This window comes from Sphingomonas sp. 35-24ZXX (assembly GCF_000786215.1).
Lineage (GTDB): Bacteria > Pseudomonadota > Alphaproteobacteria > Sphingomonadales > Sphingomonadaceae > Blastomonas.
In genome coordinates this window covers 259,147-284,329 of the sequence record NZ_JROG01000001.1, presented here as the reverse complement: position 1 = coordinate 284,329, position 25,183 = coordinate 259,147, and the positions used below count along the sequence as shown (strand labels likewise).

The window sequence follows — 25,183 nt, the reverse complement described above, 5'->3', positions numbered from 1 at the left end:
GTCACCTGAATGCGCTGCAACGCGGCTGGTTGCAACGGCGCGCGATATCAGTGGTTCCGACAAAGCGTTTGCCCGCGTCCGGGCGAGAGATTAACTTCAAACCATGCCCTCTTCCTCGCCTGTGCTGCCGCTATTGGCCGATGCCGAGCTGCCCGACGCCCCGGCGGGCGGTCATCACGGTGCGGGCCACCGCGCCCGGCTTAGGCAGCGTTTTGCTGAACACGGACGGAACCGGGCTGCATGATCATGAAATTGTTGAATATCTGCTGGCGCTCGCAATACCGCGCCGCGACACAAAGCAGCTGGCCAAGCATCTGATCGACCATTTCGGATCGCTGGCAGCCGTGCTGACCGCCGACGGCGATTCGCTGCGTGCGGTGCCCGGCATGGGCGAAACCAGCGCGGCGGCACTCAAGATCGTGCAGGTCGCCGCGCGCCGGCTGGTCAGCGAGCCGGTGCACCGCCAGCCGATCCTGTCGAGCTGGCAGGCACTGCTCGACTACCTGCGGCTCGACATGGCGCACCTCACCCGCGAACGGGTCCGCGTGCTGTATCTCAACGCCAAGAACATGCTGATCAGCGACGACAACATGTCCGAAGGTTCGGTCGACCAGGCGGCGATCTACACCCGCCAGGTGATCAAGCGCGCGCTCGATCTGGGCGCGACGTCGCTGATCCTGGTGCACAACCACCCCAGCGGCAACCCGCAGCCCAGCAAGCAGGACATCCAGATCACCCGCGAGATCATCGAGGCGGGCAAGCGACTGGGCATCGCCGTGCACGATCACATCATCATCGGGCTGGACGGGCATTCGAGCATGCGCTCGATGGGGCTGATTTGACCTCGACTAAGCGTGGCCTGCGCGTCATAGCGTCGGCCAATGCCTTCCCCTGCCCCCTCCTCCTATGACGCGATCATTCTGGGCGCCGGCGCGGCAGGCCTGTTCTGCGCAGGCATCGCGGGGCAACGCGGGCGCAAGGTGCTGCTGGTCGATCATGCCGATGCGCCGGGCAAGAAGATCCTGATCTCGGGCGGCGGGCGGTGCAATTTCACCAACATCCACACCCAGCCGGACCGCTACATCAGCGCCAATCCGCATTTCCCCAAATCCGCGCTCGGCCGGTACAGCCCGCAAGATTTCATCGATCTGGTCGATGCCCATGGCATTGCATGGCACGAAAAGACTCTGGGGCAGCTGTTCTGCGATGGCTCGGCCAAGCAGATCGTCGCGATGCTTCTGGCCGAATGCAACAAGGGCGCGGTCGAGATATCGCTCGGCCATCCGATCGGCACGGTCCGCCACACTGACGGGATGTACCACGTCGCGATCGGCAATCGCGAGGCTGCGGCCCCGGCCCTGGTGATCGCGACCGGCGGGCCTTCCATCCCCAAGATGGGCGCCACCGGCTTTGCCTATGATCTGGCGCGGCAGTTCGGCCTCAAGGTCGTGGAACCGCGCCCCGCGCTTGTCCCGCTGACGCTGGGTGGCGATGAAACCCTGTTCCGGTCGCTCTCCGGTGTCGCCACCGACGTGGTGGCCCGGGCGGGCAAGACCATGTTCCGGGAAGCGGCGCTGTTCACGCACAAGGGGCTGTCGGGCCCTGCCATCCTGCAGGTGTCGAGCTATTGGCGGCATGGCGACCCGGTGGCGATCGACTTTCTGCCCGATGTTCCCCAAGGCTGGCTGACGGCTGCCAAGCGCGCACAGCCCCGCGCGACGCTGCGCAGCACGCTGGCCGCGATGCTGCCCGACAGGCTTGCAGCCACATTGAGCGAGCGCATCGGCCAGGACAGCCGCCTCGCAGATTGTGCCGACCGCCTTCTCTCCGCCGCAGAGCAGCAGCTGAAAGCCTGGGTCTTCCACCCCAACGGCACCGAAGGCTATGCCAAGGCCGAAGTGACAGCCGGCGGCATCAGCACCGACGGACTTTCATCGCAGACGATGGAGGCCCGCAAAGTTCCCGGCCTTTATGTTATCGGTGAAGCGGCAGATGTCACTGGGTGGCTGGGCGGCTACAACTTCCAATGGGCATGGGCGAGTGGCCATGCTGCGGGCACCGCAATTTAGCGTTATCGAACGCCCATCTGTCGGTAATCATCATGCCTACAAAGGTTTGCAGCCATTATAAATGGGCTGTTAGGCAGAATTAGCCCCAAAAATAAGCGAATATTTACTTGTCGATTGGATATTGCAGAACATGCAAGTGTCCATACCCTCCGGCGACATCCAGGCTGATCGCTCCACGCGGGCGCTGACGATTGCGCTGTATACGCAGATCGCGATGGTTGTGGCGGCTATTGTTGCGATGACCCTGGCACCCCCGCGCGAAGGACCGATGATGGTCATTCCGCTGGGCCCTGCGGCGGTCGGTCAGACGATGGGCTGGGCCTTGCCCAAGGGGGCGGCCTTTCTGGGCCAGGGGCCGCTGCCAGGATCGATACTCGTCTACGCGCGGCGCGACCTCCTCGCGGCCAGCGCATGGCAACATTCAAGTCTGTTAATCAAGGCGCCTGAAATCTTTTGCGGGAAGATTGCAGGAACCCAAGGGAAGAAACAAACCTCATGGAACTGACCGGTATCCGCAAGAACGGCGTGTTTGCGCTCGTCATCATCGCCTGGCTCTGCGTTGCGATCATCGCAGGCGTGAGCATCTATGGCGCGGCGGGTTGGACCCCCGTCGCCATCGCTGTCGCCATCACCCTGCTTCCGACGCTGATCGCCCGATCGAGCAACATTCAGTCGACAGGGCGTATCCTGCTGGGCGTCACGATGCCGGTCTATCCCGCGATCCTGCTGTATCAGGCCGCGGGGACGAATCTGCAGATGGACATCCACATGATGTTCTTTGCCCTGCTGGCGACGCTGGTGGTCATGTGCGACTGGCGACCGATCGTCGCCGGCACCGCGGTAATCGCGGTGCACCATCTGGGCACGAATTTCATCATGCCCGCCTGGGTCTTCCCCGATGGCGCTGATCTGCCGCGGGTGTTGCTGCACGCGGTGATCGTGCTGGTCGAAGCTGGCGTGCTGATCCAGGTCTCATTGCAGCTGGAACAGATGATCGAACGTCAGGCCGCAGCCCGGCGCGAAGCGGACCGGCTGGAACAGGAAGCGGCCGCCGTGCGCAACGCCATCGCCGCCGAGCAGGCGCTTGTCATCGGCGCGCTAGGCGAAGGCCTGAACGCGATGGCCCGTAACGACCTGACCCGGCGGATCGACGAGACCTTCCCGACGGATTACGAAAAGCTGCGCACCGATTATCATCTGGCGCTCGAAGGCATGCGGCAGGCACTGGGCAAGATCTCCGGCGCTGCGACCAGCATCGATGAAAGCGCTGGCGATGTCAGCCATGCCGCGCACGATATGGCGGACCGGACCGAACGACAGAGCGCAACGCTGCACGATACGGTCGCCAGCATCCGCGAAATCACCGACAGCGTGTCGGGCACCGCCCAGCACGCTACCGAAGCCCGGCAGGTGCTGCAGGCCGCGCAAGGCGAGGCGCAGAGCTCGTCCGAAGTGGTCGAGCGCGCGCGGGTGGCGATGGACAATATCGAACATGCCGGGATGGAAATCGATCAGATCATCGCGGTGATCGACGGGCTTTCGTTCCAGACCAATCTGCTGGCGCTCAATGCCGGGGTCGAAGCGGCGCGTGTCGGCGAAGCCGGCAAGGGATTTGCCGTGGTCGCCACCGAAGTGCGCGCGCTGGCGCAGCGGTCGGCCGAAGCCGCTCAGGACATCAAGGCCAAGATTGGCGCTTCCAACACCCAGATTGCGCTGGGCGTTCAGGTCGTCGCGGAAACCAGCGAGACGCTGGAGCGGATCACCTCGCGGATCCTGCAGATCAGCGATTTCGTCACGACGATCGCGCAGTCCGTCGAAGCGCAGGCAGGCAAGTTGCGCGAGGTCAACTCGACCGTGGGCGCGCTTGACGGGATTACCCAGCAGAACGCGGCGATGGTCGAAGAAACCAGTGCTGCCGCGCGCTCGCTGGCGCAGGAATCGCGGACGTTGGCCGATGAGATCGCCAAGTTCCGTCTGGGTGCGGATGTCGGTCGGCCCGCGATGCAGCCAGCCAGGGGCCGAGGCAGCCAGCCTTACATAGCGCGCGCGGCCTGATATGGCGCATGGCCCGGGCCGACACGCAACAGGGTGTCGCCCGGGATGCGCTGGTCCTGTGATGTCTCGCCAGGGCGCTGGCGCTTAGCGTGTGCGGCAGCGTCCGGTATTGGTGCTTTCGATCGTCCCATCGTCGTCATAGCGGATTTCCATGGTGAACCCGTCTGCGGCGATCGACCGGATCGTGGCGCGATACCATTTTTCGTCGCTCCAAAGGCAGGAGATGCGGCTTCCGGCCTGCCAGTCGAAGGGCAGGACCGTATCGCCCTGGCGAGTTTCGACACTGCCATCGTCGAACCGGATCGTCACCACCGATCCGCTGCGCGACTCGACGACGCCGGGATAATAGACCGAGCTTCCGCGCCAGGGTGAAAGCACCCAGTCGCCCACGTCCTGGGCGACAGCCATGCCAGGGAGCGCCAGCGCGCCCGCTGCTGCCATCACAAACGCAAACGCACTAAGCTTCTTCATCATTACCTCCCCCAGGGAACCTTGCCGAATGACCCGGCTTCGCATCCTCTTGCATGACGATTTTATCTGCGTCCAGACCTCGACTCAACGGATGGCGCACCACCGGTTCAAAGGCGCTTCAGCGATTGTCATTGTGTCCGAGCGCCATAACCGCTATGGGCGCACACTTGCAGCGGTGGCCGTGTTTTCCACCGCGCGCGGTTTCGCCGACGATCGCGGAACCTTCGCATCCCTATAGAATTGAAATCCCGATGCCTTTTGACTCCGTTCCCGCCGTTCTGTCGGACGCGCTTGATGCGCATGGTTACGACACGCTGACCCCTGTCCAGCAGGCAGTGCTTACCGAAGACGCGCAAGGTCGCGATCTGATCGTGTCCGCCCAGACCGGCTCGGGCAAGACCGTCGCGTTCGGCCTCGCCATGGCCAGCGACCTGATCGGCGAGGACAATCGCATCGCCCCCAGCCACACCCCGCAGACGCTGATCGTCGCCCCGACGCGCGAACTGGCGCTGCAGGTCAGCCGCGAATTCATCTGGCTCTATGGTCCGGCTGGCGCGCGCATCGCGACCTGTGTCGGCGGCATGGACGCCTCGAAAGAGCGCCGCGCGCTGTCGCAGGGCGCACAGATCGTGGTTGGCACGCCGGGACGCCTGCGCGACCATCTCGAACGGGGCGCGCTCGACCTGTCCGGCCTCAAGGTTGCCGTGCTCGACGAAGCCGACGAGATGCTCGACATGGGCTTTCGCGAAGACCTCGAGGAAATCCTCGATGCGACCCCCGATGGTCGTCGCACCATGCTGTTTTCCGCGACCATGCCTCAGCCGATCGTCGCGCTGGCCAAGCGATACCAGCGCGATGCGCACCGCATCTCGACCGTCGGTGCAGATCGCGGCCATGGCGATATCGAATATCTCGCGGTGACGGTTGCCCCAGCCGATATTGAAAATGCGGTCGTCAATCTGCTGCGTCTGCACGAAGCAGAAACCGCGATGCTGTTCTGCGCCACGCGCGACAACGTCCGCCACCTTCACGCCAGCCTGATCGAGCGCGGCTTTTCTGCCGTCGCTCTGTCGGGTGAGCACAGCCAGAACGAGCGTAACGCCGCCCTGCAGGCCTTGCGCGATCGCCGTGCCCGCGTCTGCGTCGCTACCGACGTGGCCGCGCGCGGGATCGATCTGCCCAGCCTGTCGCTGGTCATCCACGTCGAACTGCCGCGCGACATGGACACCCTCAAGCACCGTTCGGGCCGTACCGGCCGCGCGGGCAAGAAGGGTACGGCGCTGATGATCGTGCCCTATCCGCGTCGTCGCCGCCTCGAATCGATGCTGCGCGGCGCCAATATCAATGCGCAGTGGATCAATCCGCCTTCGGCCGAAGACATCCGCCGCGCCGATCACGACCGCCTGCTCGACAAATTGCGCGCACCGGTCGAGGCGGACGAAGCGGACCGCATGCTGGCTGAAACGCTGCTGGGCGAGCGCACGGCAGAAGACATCGCGATCATGCTGGTGCAGGCGCACCGCGCGCAGATGCCTTTGCCCGAAGAACTGCTCGATGCCGCTGCCTCGCCGCCGCAGCGCGACATGGGCCCGCGCCCCGGGTTCGAGGATACCGTCTGGTTCGCGATGAACATCGGTCGCCGCCAGAATGCCGACCCGCGCTGGCTGCTGCCGCTGCTGTGCCGCCGTGGCCACATCACCCGCAGCGAGATCGGCGCGATCCGGCTCAGCGACGATGCCACCCATTTCGAGATCCCGCGCGCCGTCGCCGATCGCTTTGCCGACGCCGTGCAGCGCACCGCGGGCGGTGAGGATGGCGAAGAGGGCAGCGTGTCGATCACCCGCGCCGACGGCCCGCCCCAGGGCCACAGCCGTTCGGGCCCGCCGCGTCGTGCGGACAGCCGCGACGGCAGCGGATCGGGAAAGAAGGGCAAGACCAACTCAGGTCCGCTCAAGCCGCGCTATGAAGCCAAGGCGTTCGGCGAGAAGAAGCCGTTCGGCGACAAGAAGCCCTTTGGCGATCGCAAGCCGGCCGGTGACCGCAAGCCCTATGGCGAGCCCCGCGCGTTTGGCGACAAGAAGCCGTTCGGTGACAAGAAGCCTTATGGCGACAAGAAGACCAACGCGGACCGCGCCTCCTTCGCCGACAAGCCGCGCGGGCCCCGCGCCGATGGTCCGCGCAGCGATGGTCCGCGTGCGGGTGGCCCCGGCGGTGGCAAGCCCTACGCGCCGCGTGGCGACAGCCGTCCCCGGCCTGAAGGCGGCAAGCCCAGCTTTGCTGGCCGCTCGGGTGCCAAACCTTTCACGAAACGCCCCAAGGGCTGAACCGACTCGGTAACCGCTTACTCACCTGCTCCCCTGCCTGAAAAGGAGGGGAGCATGGACGGCAATCAGGGTTGAACCGTCTCGCCGCCCAATGCCCGGTACAGGGTCACGCGGTTGCTCGCTTCGACCAGTTGCGTCGTCAGCAAGGTCCGCTGGGCGGTATTGAGCGAGCGCTGCGCATCGAGGCTGGCGAGGAACGAGTCCAGCCCACCACGATAGCGCATGTCGGTCAGCCGATAGCTGTCCTCGGCGGCCTCGACAAAGGCACGGGTCGCGCGCAACTGTTCGGTGATCGTGCCGCGCCGCGCCAACGCATCGGAGACATCGCGGAATGCCGCCTGGATCGCGCCTTCATAGCCCGCAATCGCGGCATCGCGCTGCGCCTGGGTCTGCGCGACACCGGCCTGCGCCGCGCCGCCGGCAAACAGCGAATAGCGCACATTGGCACCCGCCGAATAGTTGAACGCAGCACCCGTAAACAGCGTCGAGAGCGCATTGCTGGCGAGCCCGGCGAGCCCCGTCAACGTGATCCGCGGGAACAGGGCTGCGCGGGCCGCACCGATCTCTGCATTGGCCGCACGCAGTTCGTATTCCGCCTGCATAACATCGGGGCGACGCAGCAGGATCGTCGAATCGAGGCCAGCAGGCAAACTCTTCACAGCCTCGCCCGCATCCGCGATCGATCGCGGCAGCAATGCCTCATCGACCGGTGCACCGACGAGCAGCTGCAGCGCGTTGACGTCCTGCGCGACCGCCGTGGTCTGGGCCGCGATATCGGCCACTGCGGTTGCAAGGATCTGTTCGGCCTGGCGCAGATCGGTGCGCGGCGCGATGCCGCCATCCAGCCGCAGCCGGGTCAGTTTCACCCGCTCGCGCGCATTGGCTGCGGTCTCCTGCGCCAGCGTCAGCAGCGACCTGTCAGCCGCATAGGTCAGCCACGCATCGGCAATATCGCCGACCAGCGTCAGGCGCGTCGCCCGCGCTGCCGCCTCGGTGCCGAAATAGCGGTTGAGCGCGGCATCGGACAGCGACTGCAGCCGCCCGAACAGGTCGAGCTCGAACGCGGTGGTGCTGACATCGGCCGTGTAGCGGACCCCTGCCGTCGAGCGGCTGGCGCTGGGGTCATTGCCGATATCGACATCCTGATTGCGGTTCTGGTTCGCGGTGCCGTTATCGAACTGCGTCCTGTTCGCCCCGATGCCGATCTGAGGCAGCTGGCTGGCGCGCTGGATGCGGAACTGGGCACGTGCCGCCTCGATATTGGCGGCCGCGACGCGAAGGTTGCGGTTGTTGGCCAGCCCCTGCTCGATCACCTGCGCCAGGCGGGCGTCGACGAACACCTCGCGATAGGAGAGAACCGGCAGCGCCGCTTCGCTCTCGGCGAGATAGGCGTCCCCGACCGGCCAGGACTGCGGCACCGGCAGGTCCGGCTGGACATATTTGGGTGCCATCGAGCAGCCCGAAAGCAGCGCGACGATAATCAGTGAAGCCCGCCTCATGCGACCCCCTCGGTGGGCTTGCTGTCGCCGATATGCAGCTTCTTGAGCGTGTCGCGGGTGGTGCGGCGGACCAGCACGAAGAACAGGGGGATGAAGAAGATCGCCAGCACCGTCGCGGTCAGCATGCCGCCGATCACCGAGGTGCCGATGGCGATGCGGCTGTTGGCCCCTGCCCCGCTGGACAACGCCAGCGGCAGCACGCCGAAGATGAACGCGAGGCTGGTCATCAGGATCGGCCGCAGACGCAGGCGCGCGGCCTCCAGCGCTGCATCGATCACGCGCGCACCCCGCTTTTCGGCCTGCTCGGCAAATTCGATCACCAGGATGGCGTTCTTGGCCGCCAGCCCCATCGTCGTGAGCAGGCCGATCTGCAGGTACACATCGTTCTCCAGCCCGCGCAGTGTCACTGCGAACACCGCGCCGACGAGGCCCAGTGGAATGACCAGCATCACCGCGACCGGGATCGTCCAGCTTTCGTATAGCGCCGCGAGGCACAGGAAGACCACCAGCAGCGACAGGCTGTAGAGCAACGGCGCCTGGCCCGAGGACAGCCGCTCCTGGAACGACAGGCCCGACCAGGCCACGCCCACGCCAGGGATCTGCTTCGCCAGTTCCTCGATCCGGTCCATCGCCGCGCCCGAGCTCTGCCCCGGTGCCGCCTGGCCTTCGTACTGGAAGCTGGGATAGCCCTGGAAGCGCGACAGCGTCGTCGGCGTGGTCGACCAGCGGGTACGCGCGAAGGCCGAGAACGGCGCCATCTGCCCGTCATTGCCGCGCACGAACCACCGGTTGAGATCGTCGGGCGTGGCGCGATAGGGGGCGTCTGCCTGCACGAACACGCGCTTGACCCGGCCACGATCGATGAAGTCGTTGACATACTGCCCGCCCCAGGCGGCCGACAGCGTGGTGTTCACGTCCGCCTGGTTCAACCCCAGCGAGGCAAGCTTGGGCTGATCGATATCGACCTGCAGCGTCTGCACATCGGGGAGCTCGCCCAGACGCACGCCCGCCAGCACGGGATCATTCTCGGCCAGATCCAGCAGCTTGTCGCGCGCTTCTGCGAACTCCTCGCGGCTCATGCCGCTGGTGTTCTGCAATTGCAGACTGAAGCCGTTGGTCTGCCCCAGTCCGCGAATCGCGGCGGGAACCAGGACGTTGACCTGCGCATCGCGAAAGGCGGAAAACGCCTTTGTTGCGCGTTCGCTGATCGCGTCGGCGGAATCGTCTGCACTGGTGCGATCGGACCAGTCGACAAAGTTGACGAAGCCCTGGCCGGTGTTCTGCCCCGCCGCACCCTGGCCGCCGCCGGCGACGCTGAACATCACGGCGATGTTCTTGCGCTCATCCTCCAGCATGTATTTCTCGATTGCCAGCTGCACCTCGCGGGTGCGGCCCTGGGTCGCGCCGGCGGGCAGGCGGAACTGAAGCCGCGCCGCGCCCTGGTCCTCGGTCGGCAGGAACCCGGTCGGCAGGCGCACAAACAGCGCGACCAGCAGCACCAGAACGATCGCGTAAATCGCCATGAACAGCCATTTGCGATCGACCACCTTTTCGACCGCGCCGACATATCTGTCGGTGCCGCGGGCAAAGCCGTGATTGAACCAGTGCTGCGCCCGATCCATCTGCGCCGCGCCCCAGGGCCAGGCGCGCTTCAGGCGGCTTTCCTGCTCGGTCCCGTCATGCTTCTTCTGCTTGAGCAGCGTCGCCGTCAGCGCCGGGCTGAGGATCAGCGCCACCAGTGCCGAAAGCACCATCGCCGAGACGATCGTGATCGAGAACTGGCGGTAGATCACGCCTGTTGACCCGCCAAAAAACGCCATCGGAAGGAACACGGCGGACAGCACGACAGCAATGGCGACAAGCGCGACCTGGATTTCACCCATCGACTTGATCGTCGCTTCCTTGGGCGTGAGCTCGGGGTCTTCCTCCATCAGCCGCTCGACATTCTCGACGACGACGATCGCATCATCGACCAGCAGGCCGATGGCGAGCACCAGGCCGAACAGGGTGAGCGTGTTGATCGAGAAATCGAACAGATAGAACACGGCAAAGGTACCGAGCAGAACCACCGGCACCGCGATCGTCGGGATCAAAGTGGCGCGCCAGCTCTGCAGGAAAACGAACATCACGATGACCACGAGGATGATCGCCTCGATCAGCGTCTGCACCACCTCATCGATCGACAGCCGGATGAAGGCCGTGCTGTCATTGGCATAGGCCACGTTGTATCCCGCCGGGAAATTGCCCTTGGCATCAGCGACCGCCTGCTTGACCAGATCGGCGGTGGCCAGCGCATCGGCGCCGGGAGCCAGAGAAATGGCAAGGCCCGCACCCGGGTGGCCGTTGATGCGGCTGGAAGCGGAATAGTTTTCCGCGCCAAGCTCCACGCGCGCGACATCCGACAGCCGAACGACCGCACCGCTCTGCTCGGCCTTGAGAATGATCGCCTCGAACTCGTCGACCGTGCGCAACCGCGATTGCGACGTGACAGTGGCGTTGAGCCGGTTGCTCTCCGGCTGCGGAAGCCCGCCCACTTCGCCGGCGGCAACCTCGGTATTCTGGTTGCGGATCGCGGTGACGATATCGCCCGGCATCAGCCCCACCGAGGCGAGACGATCCGGATCGAGCCAGATGCGCATCGCATATTGCGACCCGAACACGTTGGTTTCGCCGACGCCCTCGATGCGCGACAGGGTATCCTGCAGGTTCGACACCAGAAAGTCGGAGACATCGATATTGGTGCTGCGATCGGTCTCGTCATAGACACCGACGATGAACAGGAAATCGGGGTTCGATTTGGTAACCCGCAAGCCCTGCTGCTGCACCTGCTGCGGCAACCGGGCCAGCGCCTGCTGCACCTGATTTTGCACCTGCACCTGCGCGATATCGGGGTCGGTGCCCTTTTCGAACGTCGCGCTGATCGTCACCTGCCCGCGCGAGGTCGAGCTGGAGTTGAAATACAAAAGGCCGTCGATCCCGGTCAGCTGCTGCTCGATGATCTGGGTGACGCTGTTTTCCAGCGTGTCTGCAGACGCCCCGGGGAAGGTGGCGCGGATATTGACCTGCGGCGGCGCGACATCCGGATATTGCTCGACCGGCAGCATGTAGATCGCGCCGACGCCCGCCAGCATGGTGATGATCGCCAGCACCCATGCAAAGATCGGCCGTTCGATGAAGATGCGCGACACGGCGGGGCCTCAGCCGCGCTTTGGCGGTGATGGTGGAGCAATGACCTGCGGCTTGCTGGCGGGAACGGGCTTGATCGGCGCGCCTGGCTTTACCTTGGCGAGACCCTGGACGATCACCTTGTCGCCTGCCTTCAATCCCTTGGTGACCACCCAGTCGGTACCCACCGTGCGATCGGCGGTTACCTGGCGCTCGGCGGCCTTGTTGCCTGCATCGACCACGAACACGCTGGCCTGGCCGCGCGCGTTGCGGTTGACGGCCGCCTGCGGCACCAGCACGGCTGTGGTATCGATCGACTGGTCGAACCGCGCACGCACGAACATGCCGGGCAGCAGCAGACCCTGGGGATTGGGGAAGCGGGCACGCAGCGTGACCGTCCCGGTGGCCGCATTGACCATAACTTCGGAAAACTGGACGACACCGCGCGGTCCATATTCGGTGCCATCCTCGAGCATCAGCGCGACCTCGGCGCTGCCGGGGACCGATCCGCCCTGCGCCAGCGACCGGCGGAGCGTCAGCAGTTCCGCGCTCGATTGCTGGATGTCGACGAAGACGGGATCAACCCCCTGGATCACCGCCAGCGGCTCGGCCTGGTTGCCGGTCACCAGCGCGCCGACAGTGAACAACGACCGCCCGATCCGCCCGGTAATGGGGGCAGGCACGCGCGTGAACTGCAGGTTGACCTGCGCGGTTTCGACCTGCGCGCGGCCCTGCTGTACGGCGGCGGCGGCTTGGCGCGCGGCAGCCACGGCATCGGTATAGTCCTGCATCGCCACCGCTTGGGCCTCGGCCAGTGGCTTCAGTCGCTCGGCGCGGATTCGCGTGGCCTCGGCATTGGCGATCGCGCTGTTGAGGTTCGCGCTCGCCTGTGCGGTGGCGGCGCGGAAAAGCCTGGGGTCGATCTCGTACAATGTCTGCCCTGCCCGCACCACCGAACCTTCGGTGAACAGACGGCGGCGGATCAGGCCGGTGACCTGCGGGCGGACTTCCGACATCTCGAACGCGGCAATGCGGCCTGCGAGCTCGACCGCCATCGGGACTGCACTGGTGCTGGCGACGATATAGCCGACCTCGGGCACCGGACGGCCGCGGCCCTTATCGTCCTCACCCCCCGAACAGCTGGCAAGCGCCATCGCCGCCAGGCCGATCAAGGCATGACGCTTCAAATGCGTTCGTGTCTGGCGAACGGGACGAAAAATGGCGGACTCGCAGAATTCAGGGGACACCGTATACGATGGTCTGATCGTATCTAGGGGGTAAACCGATGATAGGGCAAGATTGTTTCATGACTTGCGAATTTTTTGCCGGATTTCGCTAAAAATCGGCGATCAGGCGTGGTCAACCTCCTTGATTGGTACGTTGGGGTCGGCAAGTTGTTCAAGATCGAGCGGGGTCCCATCGACAATCGCCTTGCGGCCCTGCACGTAATCCTTGGTGGCATTGACGCAGTCGAGCGCGATGATCTTGCCCCCGCGCAGATAGATCACGGAAAAACTGCGGCTGGCAGGGTCGCCGCGCACCAGCTCCCGATCGTAATCGAGCGACAGCCCCACCGTCTGCAGCCTGAGGTCATACTGGTTCGACCAGAACCACGGGATGGCGTGATACGCCTCCGCCTTGCCCAGAATGTGGCTGGCCGCCACCTTCGCCTGATCGTTGGCGTTCTGCACCGATTCGAGCCGGATCACGCGATCGTTGGCAAACGGGTTGGCATGCGCCGCGCAGTCGCCAATCGCATAGACATCAGGCAGGCTGGTCCGGCAATATTCATCGATATCGACACCATTTCCGCCTGCAGCACCGGCCAGGATCAGCGGGCCGGTCTGTGCGATGATGCCGATGCCCACGATCACCATGTCGGCCGCGATACGCTCGCCGTTGCCGCATTGCACGGCGACTGCATGGCCGGCCTCGTCGGTTTCGATGTGATCGACGGTGTAGCCGGTGCGCAAATCGACACCATGGGCGCGATGCTCTTCCTCGAAGAAGGCGGACAACGTGGGGCCCGCGACGCGCGACAGCACCCGGTCGAGCGCCTCGATCAGCGTCACCTGCTTGCCCAGCTTGCGCATCACTGCGGCCGCTTCCAGGCCGATATAGCCGCCACCGATGATCGCCACGCTGGCGGTATCGTCCAGCCGGCCCATGATCTTGTCGACATCGGCGCGGGTGCGGACGGCAAAGACGTTGCGGGCGTTACTGCCCTGACAGTCCAGCATTCGGGGCGATCCGCCGGTGGCCCAGATGAGCGTGCCATAGCCCAAGGTCGCGCCACCGCTCAGCGTCAGAACATGCGCGGCAGGGTCGACGGCGGTAACGCGCTTGCCCAGCTGCAGATCGATGCCGCGTTCGGCCCAGAATGCCTCGGGCCGCAACAGGATGCGCTCGAACGGCTTGTCGCCGGCCAGATATTCCTTCGACAGCGGCGGGCGCTCGTAAGGCGGGAACGATTCGTCGCCGAGCAGGCCGATGGTGCCTTCAAACCCCATCTGGCGCAGGCAGATCGCCGCCTGTGCGCCGGCATGGCCGGCCCCCACGATGGCAATATCATAGCTGTCGAGCACGCCGTTCTCTCCTGCGACCTGTTTCCCTGCCGGTGCGGCATCGCTTGCCATCTGCCGGTTGACGTTGCGGAAAACAAGCCTCAACTCATATTGTCTGCAGCAACCTGTCATGCCCATGCAATTTGGTTTGACCGCAGCCCATGGTGCAATTATAGGGCGCGACCTGCACCGGCCACTGGCCCGTGCCTGCCTGGATGGCGGAGTAGCTCAGCTGGTTAGAGCGGCGGAATCATAATCCGTAGGTCGGGGGTTCAAGTCCCTCCTCCGCTACCATCCCCGCACATGACCGCATGTGCCTGACATGCCCGCACTCCCTTTGGGAAAATGTCGCGGGATATCCTTGATTTGTTTCATAATGTCTGGACAGCCGCCGCCCCCCGCCGATAGGGTTGTACAAGGCGCGGCTTCTCGGTCGATTGAAACGTGCCCGCAGTGGGGTTGTAACAATTGGTGGAAATGGTCGTTGAACCAGCCGGAATCCAATGATCGAAGGCTGGATGGGTGGAAGGCGATAGCCGCCTATTTTCGGCGCGACCGCACCACCGTCATGCGCTGGGCGCGGGAACGCAGCCTTCCGGTTCACCGGCTCCCCGGCGGCAAGCAGGGTTCGGTCTTCGCCTATGAGCACGAACTCAAGGCCTGGGCGGGACAACTCGAACAATCCGATCTTGCCGAGGACCTGCCCGCCCTGCCGGACGACGCGCCGCCCTCCCCCGCCAGCCCGGCTGGAGAACCCATCAGGTTCCCGCCCGCTGTTCCCGAAGCCCCCGGCAAACGCACACGACCGCTGTTCGTGGCGCTTGGGGCGGTGTTCGTCATCGCTGCGCTGCTGACCATCACCGTCACCCTCTCCGACGGCCTTGGCCCTGCGCAGTCCCCGGTGGAGCGGGCAGCCGCGCTGCCGAGCGATCCAGCCATCGCCGACGATTATGTCGCCGCGCGCGATCTGTGGGCGCGGCGTACCCCTGCCGATCTGCGCCGCGCGATCACGCTGTACGAAAAGGTCATCACCGCCGATCCGGATTTCGCGCCTGCTTATGCCGGGCTTGCCGAGGCCTGGCTGATCTACCGCGAATATGGCGCTGCCACCGAGAGCCGCGCCTATAGTGCCGCCAAGTCGGCGGTGGAACAGGCGCTGTCGCTCGATGGTCAGCTTGCCGCCGCCCACCGGGCCAATGGCTTCATCCAGTATTGGTGGAGCTATGATGCGCAGCGCTCGGTCGATTCGTTCCGCCGCGCGCTGGAGCTCGACCCCCGCGATGGCCTGACCCATTTCTGGTACGCCAATGTGCTGTCCGACCTGGGCCAGGATGCTGCCGCGCAGCGCGCCTATGATACGGCGCAACTGCTGTTGCCAGGCACCCCGGCGATCGCGGTGGAGCGCGCCTGCGCACACTGGCAGGCCGGCCGCGATCGCCGCGCGGTAATGGAGCTGAACCAGCTGAAAGCGCAGTATCCCGACGACGCGACAATCCGCAACTGCCTGGCCTGGGCGCATATTTCGCGCGGCGACATCAAGGCCTATGCCCGCGAATATCGCGCGTTGGCCAGTCTTCGCGCGGTGCCCGAGATGCAGCGGCTGTCGCGCGCGCTCGATGCCGCCATCGCGCGTGACCCCGCCACCGCGCACAAGGTGCTGGTCGCCGACGCGCGCCGCGAGTTTGCCGAGGGCGAACGCAAGACGCGGATGACGCCGGCCTTCCATGCCTCGTGCATGGGTGATCGCGAAACGCTGGTCGCCTTGCTGCAGCAGGCATCGATGCTGGGTGAACGCTGGTATTCGGCGACGCTCAACCGGCGGATCGCCCGCAAGTGGCGCAGCGATGCAGAGATCATCCGGCTGCTCAACAAGGTGATGGTCGCCACGCCGGACGTCGACCTTTCCTGACCGATCGCGCGCCGGCTGGCTTTCCCCACCTCCCGCATTTTCCGGCATTTGCAACAATTTGCGACAAGCCGTTTGCGGCCAGGTTCGCTTAGTCTGCTGATGGTCTGATCGTCAGCGGGCGGGGTTAACCCGTCGACCCAAAACGGCTGCTGGCCAACCTTCGTGCCCGCCCGCTGGCGGTCAGGCCAACCGCGACTTCCCGCGAGCCGGAGCGATCGATGACGCGAGCTTGGCTTTCGCTGCTGCTGCTCATCATGGCAGTGCTGCTGGTAGTGGCTTGGCCGCGCCATGCAGCGCAGGCCGAGATGCTGGCTTTTGCGTCACCCAGACAGTCTTCCCCATCCGGAAAACCCGTCCGCGTGAAAGCCGACCTCGCCCGCCGGATCGATGTCTGGCACGGCAAGGACGATTGCCGGTCGCCGGATCGCGCCCGCGCCGCGCTGACCCCGATCCTGTCGCAATGGCTCGGCACCCGCATGACCGAGCGACCCTCGCGGCAGCTGGCACAATGGGGCTATCATTCGGGCGATATCTGGCATGAGGACCGCGTGATCGACGGCAAGCGCCAATGCAGCGGCGGCTTCCGCCGGGTCATCGCCTATGCGGATTTCCGCTGAGCCACGACAATCGCCGACCGGAGCCCCCGTGGCTCAGGCGTCCGCCAGCAGGCTTTCGCTCAGCGACCAGAGACGCTCGGCGCTGCCCTGATCGACCGCGTGCGGATCGACATTGCGGTAGCGCACCGGCTCTGCGCCCGATACCGCAGCGATATTGCAGTCCTCGCAATAGACACCGCCCTTGCCCTCGAGCAGCGGGCTGGTCGCCGCCCACAGGGTCGTGGTGCAGCCCTGGGTCGGGCTCTTGAACATCGCCCTCGCGCCGTCGGAAATCTCGCCCTGCTCGTTGAGCCAGCCCAGCACGATCATTTCCTCGGTGGGCAGATGGCGCTGCAGCGGGGTGAAGATACCACCGGGATGGACGGCAAAGGCCATGCCGCCGCTCTCTGCGAGCCGGGCGTTGAGGCCCAGCGCAAACAGCGCATTGGCGGTCTTCGACTGGCCATAAGCCTTCCACTTGTCATAGCTGCCATCGGTCCAGTTGGGGTCGTCCCAGCGGATGTCCGAAAGCTTGTGACCGGTGGAAGACAGGGCGACCACACGCGCCCGATCGGTGCGCTGCAGCAACGGCAGCAGCACCTGGGTCAGCGCGAAATGGCCCATATGGTTGGTACCGAACTGCATCTCCCAGCCCGGCCCCACCCGCGTCTCGGGGCAGGCCATGACGCCGGCATTGTTGATCAGCAGATCGAGCGCCGCATGATCCGATGCGAAGTCCAGCGCAAAGCGGCGCACCGATGCGATATCGGCCAGATCCATCGGTGCGATGGTGATATCGCCCGCCATCCCTTCCAGCGCGGCATGGGCCTTGCCCGTGTCGCGCGCGGGAACGGTGACCGCAGCGCCCGCCGCGGCCAGTGCGCGGACCGTCTCCAGCCCCAGTCCAGAATAGCCCCCGGTCACGATGGCCGTCTTGCCCGTCAGGTCGATGCCCGCAAGCACCTCATGCGGTTCGCTCTGCCGACCGAAAGGCGACTCCACGGGGCTCTGGTGTTCGGCAATCATCGGCGGCTCTCTCCCTGGTTCGGTTTTGGGGTTCTGTTTATGGTTCTGTTTATGGTGCGGTCTTGCGGATGGGCACCGGAATGTTGCAGATATCCGCAGCCCCCGCCGGAATGTTGAAAAAGGCATCCTTGCGGTTGGCCCGCGCCTGAGCGTAGCGCGCAAACGTTCCGCTGTCGCTGGCGAGATACTCCAGCTGCGGCTGCTCGGCCTGCGGCAGTTCGCTCGCCAGCCGTACCGAGCGGATCACGGTGCGCTCTTCGGGCGTTTCGTAGAATCCCAGGGGACCGGTGCCCCGCGGCAGGCTGGAGAGGTGCTCGATGCCTTCGACCACGCGCCCCACCAGCGCGATGTTGCGGTCCAGATGGCGCGGCGCGTGGCCGATCACGGTGTAGAGCTCTGCCCCGCTACCGGTGTCGGGCGACAGGTTGCGGCCGACACCGACCATGCCATAGCAATGCACCGGCCAGGCCGGATAGCCACCCTGCCCTCCAGCCACGGTCCCGATACGTCCTTTGGTGTCGTTCGCCATCGGCCAGGACTTGTAGAAATGCGGGTTGCGCGCATAGCTGTCGGGCGCCAGGCGCGGCGGCGGAACGGGAAAGCCTGCCCCGGTCTGGTCGCGCGGTGCCTGCGGCAATCCGGTCTCATAGTCCTCTTCGCTCGGCGTCACCAACCCTTTGGGCAACGGCCTCGCCTTGGCCGCATCCTCGCCATCGGGATCGCCCCATTGCACCACATAATTGTCCTGCATGCGCACGATGGCGAGACCATCCCACCAATGGGCGGCGGCGAGCTTGCGGATGTTGCCGATCCACGGCTGGCTGATCGGCGCCGGCATCAGCTGGATCACGGCCCGGCGCGGCTTGCCCGCTGCATCGGGCGATAGCTCCATCACCAGCAGATCTTCAGGCGCTATCTTCACCCAGTCGGACGCAGGTGCGGCAGCGACGATGTCCCCCGGCCCTTGCGGCGCAGGAGCCGGAGCTGGATCGCTCGCGGCGACAAGACACAATGGAGAAAGCGCGGCAAACGAGCGCAGCGCGGCGGTGCGGAGTCGGGCAGATATCATGGCCGGCACGCTATCACGCCCGACAGGCTTGCGAAACCGGCCTGCGCTGTGCAAGCCTCAGGCGATCGGAGGGCGAATCCATGGCACAGCAGGACACGGACGATGATACCCCGCTTTCGCTGCGCAACAGCCATGCGACGCTGGACCGGTTGCTCGACGACATGATCGAGGCGCCGGATCGCATCGGCGAACTGGCCCGAACCATCGAGCAGGTGTTTTGCGAAACCCGCGCGATCATGGTGCTGGACATGAGCGGCTTTTCCCGCACCACGCAGCGGCACGGCATCGCCGCATTCCTGCTGATGGTCCATCAGATGAAGCGGCTGGCGCTGCCCGAGATCGAGGACAAGGCAGGCCTGCTGGTCAAGGCGGAGGCGGACAATCTCTATTGTCTGTTCGACCGCACCGACAATGCGGTGCGCGCCGCAAGGGCGATCGTGAGGCAGCTCAATGCCGCCAATCTCATCCTGCCCGAAGACCGCCGGCTCTATGCCTCGATCGGGATCGGCTATGGTCCTGTGCTCAACATCGATGACAGCGACCTGTTCGGCGACGAGATGAACCTGACCTGCAAGCTGGGGGAAGACATCGCTCAGCGCAGCGAAATCCTGCTGACCGAAGGGGCGCATACCACGCTGACGCTCAAGAATGTCGAGACCAGGCCCGAGCAGTTGAGCATATCGGGCCTGGCGTTGATCTATCACCGGCTGGTCTGACGCCCCCGCCCCCGAAACTGGGCTGCCGATGCCGCGCGTGACGCCTGCTGCAAAGCACGCTTGCACGAACCTCCGCTTGGCATTAGGGGGGCGCTTCCCAGGACATGCGGAGCGGTGGCCGAGTGGTCGAAGGCGCTCGCCTGGAAAGTGAGTATACGTCAAAAGCGTATCGAGGGTTCGAATCCCTCCCGCTCCGCCACGGGACACCCTCCTATCCCACAAGAAACCGCCAATCTTAATCGGAAGCTGGGCAAGCCGCCCCTCAATTGGTCCCTCAATTGGGGAGTGCTGGCATAGCGACCTCGTTGTCCGTTTGCCAAAGAGGACGTTCTTGCCAATCAAGTGGAAAGCCCATTGAACGCAGCTGCCAGTCGGTTCGGTCAGAGACTAGGTCGGCAACTCGAGTCGCATAGGATGTGTCAGTGCTTTGATGCTTCAGCAGCAAAGCGAGGATGACCAGTCCGTTGTAAATCCGATTATCGGCCTGGCCCTTGGCCGTGATTGCTATATCGCGTCTGAACCGCTTGATTGTCGGCAGCTTCTTTACTGTTTGCCGGTTCCAGAGGCGCGAGTGGTGTGCGCATATGTTGCGGACATATGCCAAGTACTGAACAGTGCCTTCTAATGCCTCACGTGTTGGCAAGCCCAGATCAAATGCAATTGCGGATTTCATTTTGAGGTCGGCGGTGCATTGCAACCAACGCGACAACTCACCGAACGTGAGAAGCTCAGTTACGATCCAGAGCGGCGGGACATAGGGGGCATCGTATTTTTCGAGATAGTGTTTCACGAAGCGCTCTTGGCTGCTAGTAACCGGTCGATTGAGGGCCGCTACCATTTGAGCATGCTGCCAGGGTTCGGTGAATGCAGCGCGATCAATGTGTGCGTGTGCACCAGATGCCAAGCTTAGGCGATTTGTCCATCGCGCCCGCAATGCGATCTCAATCCGCTCGATCGCTTCCATGACAATTAGTCTAAGCTTGCGGTCGAAAACGTAAATGTCGATGATTGCTTCGAACCGCGTTTCGGGTCGAAAAACCTTGCTGCGAGTCTGGCCCTCAGGTGGCTCTTGCTCAAAGGGAAGCCAATATGCGCTAAGTCGATAGTACCCGACAGTCTGGAGCCACCTCTCGACTAAATTCTCGTCTTCCCACTGCATGCCTCTATCTCGCAGCAGGTCAAGCTGCTGAGCGATTGTGGTTGCTGGCTTATCATAAAGCATAAAGGCCTCCCCGGATAACCGGAGAGGCCCTATGAGTGACCCCCCGGTGTTGAGCAGCCGAAGCTTCCGCCTGGGGGGTGTTGTTGAGGCATACCTAACCATCCGGTTATCAACCGTCAATTAACGGAGCCGAAAAAATATCGCAAAACGATAATCGGTGGTTGATGGGTGCTATCACGCAACACAGAAAATACCTCGTAATTCAACCCGTTTGTGGCCTGATCGGCCCACATGAATGATTTCTCGACATGTCAATTAGCGACAAGTCGCCCTTTTGAAGGCATCAGAAATTTGCCTGCTGGCCGCGATCTCTGCACGTCCGGCGGTCGGTACCCTCGGCGGGAATCAGCGTCGTGGAGACGCCTCAAATGATCACCGGTAGGTAATCGTCATCAATCAGGGTGGTGCGCTCGTGATGCGCTAGGTTATCTATCCACTCGACTGGGGTCATTATCCATAGACCTGGCAGGGCGGCACGCATTTCTTCCCGCTTACGCACGATTCGATCGTCGAGAGTAACAAAGAAACTGCCCCAGATGGAAGCATCGCAGCAATGTTCCGCATCCCGATCATGTTTGGCACTGGCTGCATTCCCGCGCATGATGGACTTCGCTTTCCTTACGATGTCGGCAGATGCGATCTTGGTGTCGAAGGAATAGATGAACGCGCTTGCCCGTTCCTTAACGACAGCTGGCGTTCGCGGGTGATCGATCTCTGCTTTCACAGAATGCGGTAACATGATCTGAAATAAGGTCTTAGGTAGCTCCACAATTTTATCGCGAGCAGCGCGTTGGGCCGCCCGGTCATCACTTATATCGTCGAGCAAATGGGCGTCGAGCATCGTACCGTGATACCGCGGATCTGGTGGTGGCAGTCGGCCGCGCTTGCGCTCAGTCATGAATGCTGGTCCTTTTCACTAAGGCTTACTGTTTCCGGGCCCGCTTCATCCTTACCCCATATTCCCGGCCGCTGCCCAAAATAGCCGTTGTCCACCAGGTCGGCCATAACCACAGCCAATGACGCACCGGACAGGCGGGCAGCTATATGCTTGGCCATGGCATCATGGGCGCGGTCGCTCTCCATCGCCAGCTTGGAGCGCAGGCCCGTCTTGGCGGTGGCAGGTGCGGCCTTGAGGGCGTGGTACAGGATCTGCTCGAGTTCGGCTTGGTCGATTCTACGCATGGCGGCAGGATGACGCTGAGCTTGGGGTGTAGGAAAGTGAAAACAGGCAGGCCGTCACACCTCCGCCAATTCTTAAATTGATGGCCTCTCTATCGCTTCCAAAAGGCCTGATAACGTAGCGTTAACCAAGATTGGCTAAGAGCGGCTTCGCTTACGCAGCTGGTTCCGGGCGCTATTCATGGGGCGCCGAGACGGCACCAGTAAGAGAGGGCCGGTTCCGCCCCCGGTAGCCGGCCCTCTTCTAGTGATCAGACACTTTGTGCTCTGGATCACGCGGCAACTAGGGACCGCGTTGCATCCAAACGCGGCACCTCAAAGTGCCAGCCTGCATTTGCGACCCGGTGCAGGATGCGGCCAAGGGGCTTGGAACTTTCAGCACTGAGCCCCTTGGTTGCGTGGCCTAAAGCGAGGCACAACTACCTTGCGGTAAGGTCATATTCATTTCTATCTCTGTGTCCTTCCGTTTGACCATCTTGATGACAATCGCGCCGAGGCGTGGCAGCTCCTGATTCAAGTGCTGCCCGATGGTCATGAGCCTCCGGGTGGTGCCAGAGAAGAGGGTCGGATAGGCTAACCCCCGTGGTTCCGGCCCTCTTCTCGTCGATACCTGGCCACGTTGGGCAGCCACGGTGCTGTCAAGCTAGCCAAAAAAATGTGCCGTAGCGTAGAAATCTGGTCGGTCCGGCAATCAGGCTCCGCTTGGCAATCAACTGGTAATTATCACGGCTCGGTCGCCACCCCATAGAACCGCATCCGGTTGCTTCTCCCTTTGGCTGATCGCATCGTCGCTGATACAATCGCCAGGCAGGCAACGGGCAATAGGAAGACCGCTGCATTGTCGGACGGAAGGGGCTGGGGTGCGCTGCACTACCAGCCTCTTTTGCATTGGTGCTTGCCGATTGCGGTAGATTGGTGAGACAATACAATCCAGCAAACGCGCAATAGCAAAGGTGACGGGGCATGGGAGTCGTTATAGCGATCGTTACAGCCGCGACATTCAACTTGGTGTGCGTGGGCACCAGATATTCAAGCGACAAGTTCGACCCTGACGCCTCAAAAAAGCCAGTAGAACTGATTGCCCGAGTTGATCTCGACCAAAAGCGCTGGTGCGCAGGTGACTGCAATGCCACTGCCCCCATCCATCGCGTCTCCGATACTGAAATCGTGTTCGATTACGTAGACACCCAAATTCTGTTGAAATCGTTCGTGGTGAACCGTGAATCTGGCGCCTTTGAGCAAAAGACCCACACGCGCGGTACTAAATGGGTTCAGATCATCACTGGCCAATGTGAGAGGGCGAACTTCTCCGGTTTTCCAAAGCGCAAATTCTGATCTCCAGCGATGTTATTGCCTTCGAACCAAAAGCAATGGCATGCCAGAATAAGCCCCGCCAGGCGCCATCCCTGCGCTTCCTATGTTTCACCGCCTGACGCTCTACGCTCCCTGTCGTCGCACCGCATTCCCCCCAATAAGAAGGATTCGACACACTCGGCCCCGAGGCGCAGCATCCCCGGATGGCCGAAGCAAAGGGGAACAGTCTCGGGACGCTGGGCTTTATTGCCCTGGCCGCATTCATCGCTGGCCGCTGGTCTGTCGACCCCACCAGAGATCCTACGCGCGCCCAAAGAGAGCCATCGTATCTAGTCGCTCCTGCCGAGCTCGCGGATCAATCCGCTGAAGCCGTCGCAGAAGAAGCCGCCACCGCCGGGATGCTTGCGGCAGAGCAGGCTGGCGAAGCCGCAGCTGAGTCAACTGCAACTGCTATTACGGAAGCCCCCGATGATCCCCCTGCCCCGGTCTACCTGGCGGAACCGACAAAGGGACCAGAGGAGTACGTCTATTGGCGCAACTGCTCCCATGCCCGCGCAGTTGGTGCCGCGCCCGTCAGGGTAGGCGATCCGGGCTACCGCGCCGGCCTCGATCGGGACGGTGACGGCATCGGGTGCGAATGAGCAACGGCGGCGGTCGAGCCTCATGCCTAGCGGCATGACTGGTTACCTCTAGAAGCCCTTGGTGCTATCGGTGCAAGATGAGTATTCCCCGAGAACACCATTACCTTCCGCAATTCTACACAGCTCGATGGGCCAACCAAGGAACAATGGTTCGATACGTGCGCCCTTCACCTGATGGTTCGTTGCATGCAAAGAAGGCCGTGCCGCGGGGGATCGGTAAAGAGCGCGACCTTTACGCCTTTTCGGCTGCGGCGACTGAGGAGGAGCGCCAGCGCCTTGAGAGCCAGTTTTTCCAACTTATCGATGCTCGCGCAGCAGTCGCATTGCAAAAACTGGACAAAGGGGAGCGCGGCTCTGATCAGGATAGAGTTGGCCTTGTGCGATTTGTGATTTCACTTATGCATCGGAGTCCAAGTCGCATCCAGTATTTGCGACAGGAGTTGAGGGCCCGAATGACAGGCACGGCCGACTTCGATCCAGGCTCCCCGGCCCATCAGTCGATGGTTTCCGACCAGATCAATCACCTTTTGGCCGACATGATTTCATCACCTGATATCGTGCAACTGGTGGCGAGCATGCGCATTTTTCGCATCGATGTCAGATCTCGGCATAGGCTGCTGACCTGCGACCTTCCCCTCATGCTGTCCCAAGGAATCGCACAGCCTCATGGATTTCTGATGTTCCCTTACGCACCCGATCGCGTAGTGATACTTGTCCATCGCGAGGATGTCGCCAAGGCTTTTTCTAGCCAAGCACCCGATGCTCTTGCGAAAGCTCTAAATGATGCCGTTGTTCGGCAAGCGCGTGAATGTGTTATCGCTGCAGATCGCAAGGCTGCGCGCTTTATCGAGAAACGCTTTTTGAGAGATCCTGAGCCCGTCGGAGGGGATGGGCTGATCCGTTGGCAGGTCCCATAACGGATAGGACTGCCGTTAATACGGAAGCTGACGGCCTCACCCTAACCGCCAGTACATCAAACATCCACCCAGTAGCCTCGGCGCAAACCGTGGTGTCAGGTGCGCCAGCAAGTGGGTATGGGAATGTTTGATGAAGCGAGTCACAGCCTAATCACCGAACTATCTGACCTAACTAAATCAGAACTTCCAAGGGTTCGCTGCAGGCTTGTTGCTGGTCTTTGGCGGCTGCCAGCTGGGAGTGGTAGACCGATACGTCGGCGCAGTGGTGCGCGGATAGGATCGGTTCAATGTCGAGGTATATGGATCGACCGTCCCAGTGCGCCCGGTGTAGGGGTTAACATTCGGCTTGGTGGACCAATTGTCGTAGACTGACGAATTCGGGTTGGTGCGGCGGTGACCCTGAACGAACGTGCCATCTTTGCGAACATGAGGCCGAACAGAAGTTGA

General features: G+C 63.1%; 21 protein-coding genes, 2 tRNA genes and 1 pseudogene. 14 read left to right on the top strand and 10 right to left on the bottom strand.

What is annotated here, in order from left to right; translation table 11 throughout:
* Positions 1–103: 103 nt before the first annotated feature.
* The 4 genes and pseudogenes from radC (at position 104) to LI72_RS01230 (ending at position 4,124) form a co-directional block, all read left to right on the top strand.
* Positions 104–842 (top strand): annotated as a pseudogene (radC, locus tag LI72_RS18690) (RadC family protein).
* Between the two features lie 39 nt (positions 843–881).
* Positions 882–2,069 carry an NAD(P)/FAD-dependent oxidoreductase gene (locus LI72_RS01240; RefSeq protein WP_033924052.1) on the top strand — a complete coding sequence of 396 codons (1,188 nt, stop codon included), beginning with the start codon at positions 882–884 and terminating at the stop codon, positions 2,067–2,069.
* 130 nt (positions 2,070–2,199) lie between these two features.
* Complete coding sequence (locus LI72_RS01235) at positions 2,200–2,574, top strand: hypothetical protein (RefSeq protein WP_033924051.1); 375 nt, start codon at positions 2,200–2,202, stop codon at positions 2,572–2,574.
* Positions 2,565–4,124, top strand: coding sequence for a methyl-accepting chemotaxis protein (locus LI72_RS01230; protein WP_033924050.1), 1,560 nt, complete (start codon positions 2,565–2,567; stop codon positions 4,122–4,124). The genes LI72_RS01235 and LI72_RS01230 overlap by 10 nt, the downstream gene beginning before the upstream one ends.
* Before the next feature lie 84 nt (positions 4,125–4,208).
* Here LI72_RS01230 and LI72_RS01225 read toward each other — a convergent pair whose 3' ends face one another.
* Entirely contained in the window at positions 4,209–4,595 is a 387-nt protein-coding gene (locus LI72_RS01225; protein WP_156139428.1) for a hypothetical protein, read from the bottom strand.
* 28 nt (positions 4,596–4,623) lie between these two features.
* On the opposite strand from LI72_RS01225, the gene LI72_RS01220 reads away from it, so the two are divergent.
* Together LI72_RS01220 and LI72_RS01215 are read left to right on the top strand one after the other, a co-directional pair.
* Positions 4,624–4,833, top strand: coding sequence for a hypothetical protein (locus tag LI72_RS01220; protein WP_033924049.1), 210 nt, complete (start codon positions 4,624–4,626; stop codon positions 4,831–4,833).
* 13 nt (positions 4,834–4,846) lie between these two features.
* On the top strand, positions 4,847–6,919 hold the full coding sequence (locus tag LI72_RS01215) for a DEAD/DEAH box helicase (protein WP_033924048.1): 2,073 nt from the start codon (positions 4,847–4,849) through the stop codon (positions 6,917–6,919).
* A gap of 65 nt (positions 6,920–6,984) precedes the next feature.
* On the opposite strand, the gene LI72_RS01210 is transcribed toward LI72_RS01215, so the two are convergent.
* From LI72_RS01210 to LI72_RS01195, 4 genes are all read right to left on the bottom strand, one after another.
* A complete protein-coding gene (locus tag LI72_RS01210; RefSeq protein WP_033924047.1) occupies positions 6,985–8,418 on the bottom strand; it encodes an efflux transporter outer membrane subunit in 1,434 nt (477 codons plus the stop codon).
* A complete protein-coding gene (locus tag LI72_RS01205) occupies positions 8,415–11,549 on the bottom strand; it encodes a multidrug efflux RND transporter permease subunit (RefSeq protein WP_052129438.1) in 3,135 nt (1,044 codons plus the stop codon). The genes LI72_RS01210 and LI72_RS01205 overlap by 4 nt, the downstream gene beginning before the upstream one ends.
* A 66-nt stretch (positions 11,550–11,615) precedes the next feature.
* Entirely contained in the window at positions 11,616–12,737 is a 1,122-nt protein-coding gene (locus LI72_RS01200) for an efflux RND transporter periplasmic adaptor subunit (RefSeq protein ID WP_033924308.1), read from the bottom strand.
* Between the two features lie 195 nt (positions 12,738–12,932).
* On the bottom strand, positions 12,933–14,168 hold the full coding sequence (locus LI72_RS01195) for an FAD-dependent oxidoreductase (protein ID WP_033924307.1): 1,236 nt from the start codon (positions 14,166–14,168) through the stop codon (positions 12,933–12,935).
* Between the two features lie 196 nt (positions 14,169–14,364).
* Here LI72_RS01195 and LI72_RS01190 point away from each other — a divergent pair.
* The 3 genes from LI72_RS01190 to LI72_RS01180 all read left to right on the top strand — a co-directional run bounded on the left by LI72_RS01190 (position 14,365) and on the right by LI72_RS01180 (position 16,673).
* Positions 14,365–14,441, top strand: a tRNA-Met gene (locus LI72_RS01190).
* Between the two features lie 190 nt (positions 14,442–14,631).
* Complete coding sequence (locus tag LI72_RS01185; RefSeq protein ID WP_033924045.1) at positions 14,632–16,056, top strand: tetratricopeptide repeat protein; 1,425 nt, start codon at positions 14,632–14,634, stop codon at positions 16,054–16,056.
* 218 nt (positions 16,057–16,274) lie between these two features.
* Complete coding sequence (locus LI72_RS01180; RefSeq protein WP_033924044.1) at positions 16,275–16,673, top strand: hypothetical protein; 399 nt, start codon at positions 16,275–16,277, stop codon at positions 16,671–16,673.
* A 33-nt stretch (positions 16,674–16,706) separates the two neighbouring features.
* Here LI72_RS01180 and LI72_RS01175 read toward each other — a convergent pair whose 3' ends face one another.
* Both LI72_RS01175 and LI72_RS01170 read right to left on the bottom strand, forming a co-directional pair.
* Positions 16,707–17,678: an oxidoreductase gene (locus LI72_RS01175; protein WP_033924043.1), complete on the bottom strand. Its 972-nt coding sequence runs from the start codon at positions 17,676–17,678 to the stop codon at positions 16,707–16,709.
* A 49-nt stretch (positions 17,679–17,727) separates the two neighbouring features.
* Entirely contained in the window at positions 17,728–18,747 is a 1,020-nt protein-coding gene (locus LI72_RS01170; RefSeq protein WP_033924042.1) for a peptidylprolyl isomerase, read from the bottom strand.
* Between the two features lie 80 nt (positions 18,748–18,827).
* Here LI72_RS01170 and LI72_RS01165 point away from each other — a divergent pair, with 80 nt between their 5' ends.
* The gene (locus LI72_RS01165) at positions 18,828–19,463 is read left to right on the top strand and encodes an adenylate/guanylate cyclase domain-containing protein (protein WP_052129380.1); all 636 of its coding nucleotides are present in this window, start codon (positions 18,828–18,830) and stop codon (positions 19,461–19,463) included.
* 108 nt (positions 19,464–19,571) lie between these two features.
* A tRNA-Ser gene (locus LI72_RS01160) sits at positions 19,572–19,662 on the top strand.
* Positions 19,663–19,737: 75 nt separating this feature from the next.
* Here the strand turns inward: LI72_RS01160 and LI72_RS01155 are convergent.
* The 3 genes from LI72_RS01155 to LI72_RS01145 form a co-directional block, all read right to left on the bottom strand.
* Positions 19,738–20,685, bottom strand: coding sequence for an Abi family protein (locus LI72_RS01155; RefSeq protein WP_052129437.1), 948 nt, complete (start codon positions 20,683–20,685; stop codon positions 19,738–19,740).
* Between the two features lie 364 nt (positions 20,686–21,049).
* Entirely contained in the window at positions 21,050–21,583 is a 534-nt protein-coding gene (locus tag LI72_RS01150; RefSeq protein ID WP_156139427.1) for a hypothetical protein, read from the bottom strand.
* Positions 21,580–21,867 carry a hypothetical protein gene (locus tag LI72_RS01145; protein ID WP_033924040.1) on the bottom strand — a complete coding sequence of 96 codons (288 nt, stop codon included), beginning with the start codon at positions 21,865–21,867 and terminating at the stop codon, positions 21,580–21,582. Before LI72_RS01145 ends, LI72_RS01150 begins: the two co-directional genes overlap by 4 nt.
* 960 nt (positions 21,868–22,827) lie before the next feature.
* Here LI72_RS01145 and LI72_RS01140 point away from each other — a divergent pair.
* From LI72_RS01140 to LI72_RS01130, 3 genes are all read left to right on the top strand, one after another.
* Entirely contained in the window at positions 22,828–23,199 is a 372-nt protein-coding gene (locus tag LI72_RS01140) for a hypothetical protein (protein WP_033924039.1), read from the top strand.
* A gap of 182 nt (positions 23,200–23,381) precedes the next feature.
* Positions 23,382–23,819, top strand: coding sequence for an excalibur calcium-binding domain-containing protein (locus LI72_RS20435; protein ID WP_033924038.1), 438 nt, complete (start codon positions 23,382–23,384; stop codon positions 23,817–23,819).
* Positions 23,820–23,896: 77 nt separating this feature from the next.
* Complete coding sequence (locus LI72_RS01130; protein WP_081984507.1) at positions 23,897–24,736, top strand: DUF4238 domain-containing protein; 840 nt, start codon at positions 23,897–23,899, stop codon at positions 24,734–24,736.
* The last annotated feature ends 447 nt before the right edge of the window (positions 24,737–25,183 follow it).

Bases quoted from the DNA above. Each gene is read 5' to 3' on its own strand.
- LI72_RS01145 (WP_033924040.1), bottom strand. From the start codon at position 21,867: ATGCGTAGAATCGACCAAGCCGAACTCGAGCAGATCCTGTACCACGCC.
- LI72_RS01155 (WP_052129437.1), bottom strand. From the start codon at position 20,685: ATGCTTTATGATAAGCCAGCAACCACAATCGCTCAGCAGCTTGACCTG.
- LI72_RS01130 (WP_081984507.1), top strand. From the start codon at position 23,897: ATGAGTATTCCCCGAGAACACCATTACCTTCCGCAATTCTACACAGCT.
- LI72_RS01230 (WP_033924050.1), top strand. From the start codon at position 2,565: ATGGAACTGACCGGTATCCGCAAGAACGGCGTGTTTGCGCTCGTCATC.
- LI72_RS01235 (WP_033924051.1), top strand. From the start codon at position 2,200: ATGCAAGTGTCCATACCCTCCGGCGACATCCAGGCTGATCGCTCCACG.
- LI72_RS01240 (WP_033924052.1), top strand. From the start codon at position 882: ATGCCTTCCCCTGCCCCCTCCTCCTATGACGCGATCATTCTGGGCGCC.
- LI72_RS01150 (WP_156139427.1), bottom strand. From the start codon at position 21,583: ATGACTGAGCGCAAGCGCGGCCGACTGCCACCACCAGATCCGCGGTAT.
- LI72_RS01205 (WP_052129438.1), bottom strand. From the start codon at position 11,549: ATGCTGGCGGGCGTCGGCGCGATCTACATGCTGCCGGTCGAGCAATAT.
- LI72_RS01200 (WP_033924308.1), bottom strand. From the start codon at position 12,737: ATGGCGCTTGCCAGCTGTTCGGGGGGTGAGGACGATAAGGGCCGCGGC.
- LI72_RS01140 (WP_033924039.1), top strand. From the start codon at position 22,828: ATGGGAGTCGTTATAGCGATCGTTACAGCCGCGACATTCAACTTGGTG.
- LI72_RS01220 (WP_033924049.1), top strand. From the start codon at position 4,624: ATGACCCGGCTTCGCATCCTCTTGCATGACGATTTTATCTGCGTCCAG.
- LI72_RS20435 (WP_033924038.1), top strand. From the start codon at position 23,382: ATGGCCGAAGCAAAGGGGAACAGTCTCGGGACGCTGGGCTTTATTGCC.
- LI72_RS01170 (WP_033924042.1), bottom strand. From the start codon at position 18,747: ATGATATCTGCCCGACTCCGCACCGCCGCGCTGCGCTCGTTTGCCGCG.
- LI72_RS01225 (WP_156139428.1), bottom strand. From the start codon at position 4,595: ATGAAGAAGCTTAGTGCGTTTGCGTTTGTGATGGCAGCAGCGGGCGCG.
- LI72_RS01180 (WP_033924044.1), top strand. From the start codon at position 16,275: ATGACGCGAGCTTGGCTTTCGCTGCTGCTGCTCATCATGGCAGTGCTG.
- LI72_RS01215 (WP_033924048.1), top strand. From the start codon at position 4,847: ATGCCTTTTGACTCCGTTCCCGCCGTTCTGTCGGACGCGCTTGATGCG.
- LI72_RS01210 (WP_033924047.1), bottom strand. From the start codon at position 8,418: ATGAGGCGGGCTTCACTGATTATCGTCGCGCTGCTTTCGGGCTGCTCG.
- LI72_RS01175 (WP_033924043.1), bottom strand. From the start codon at position 17,678: ATGATTGCCGAACACCAGAGCCCCGTGGAGTCGCCTTTCGGTCGGCAG.
- LI72_RS01165 (WP_052129380.1), top strand. From the start codon at position 18,828: ATGGCACAGCAGGACACGGACGATGATACCCCGCTTTCGCTGCGCAAC.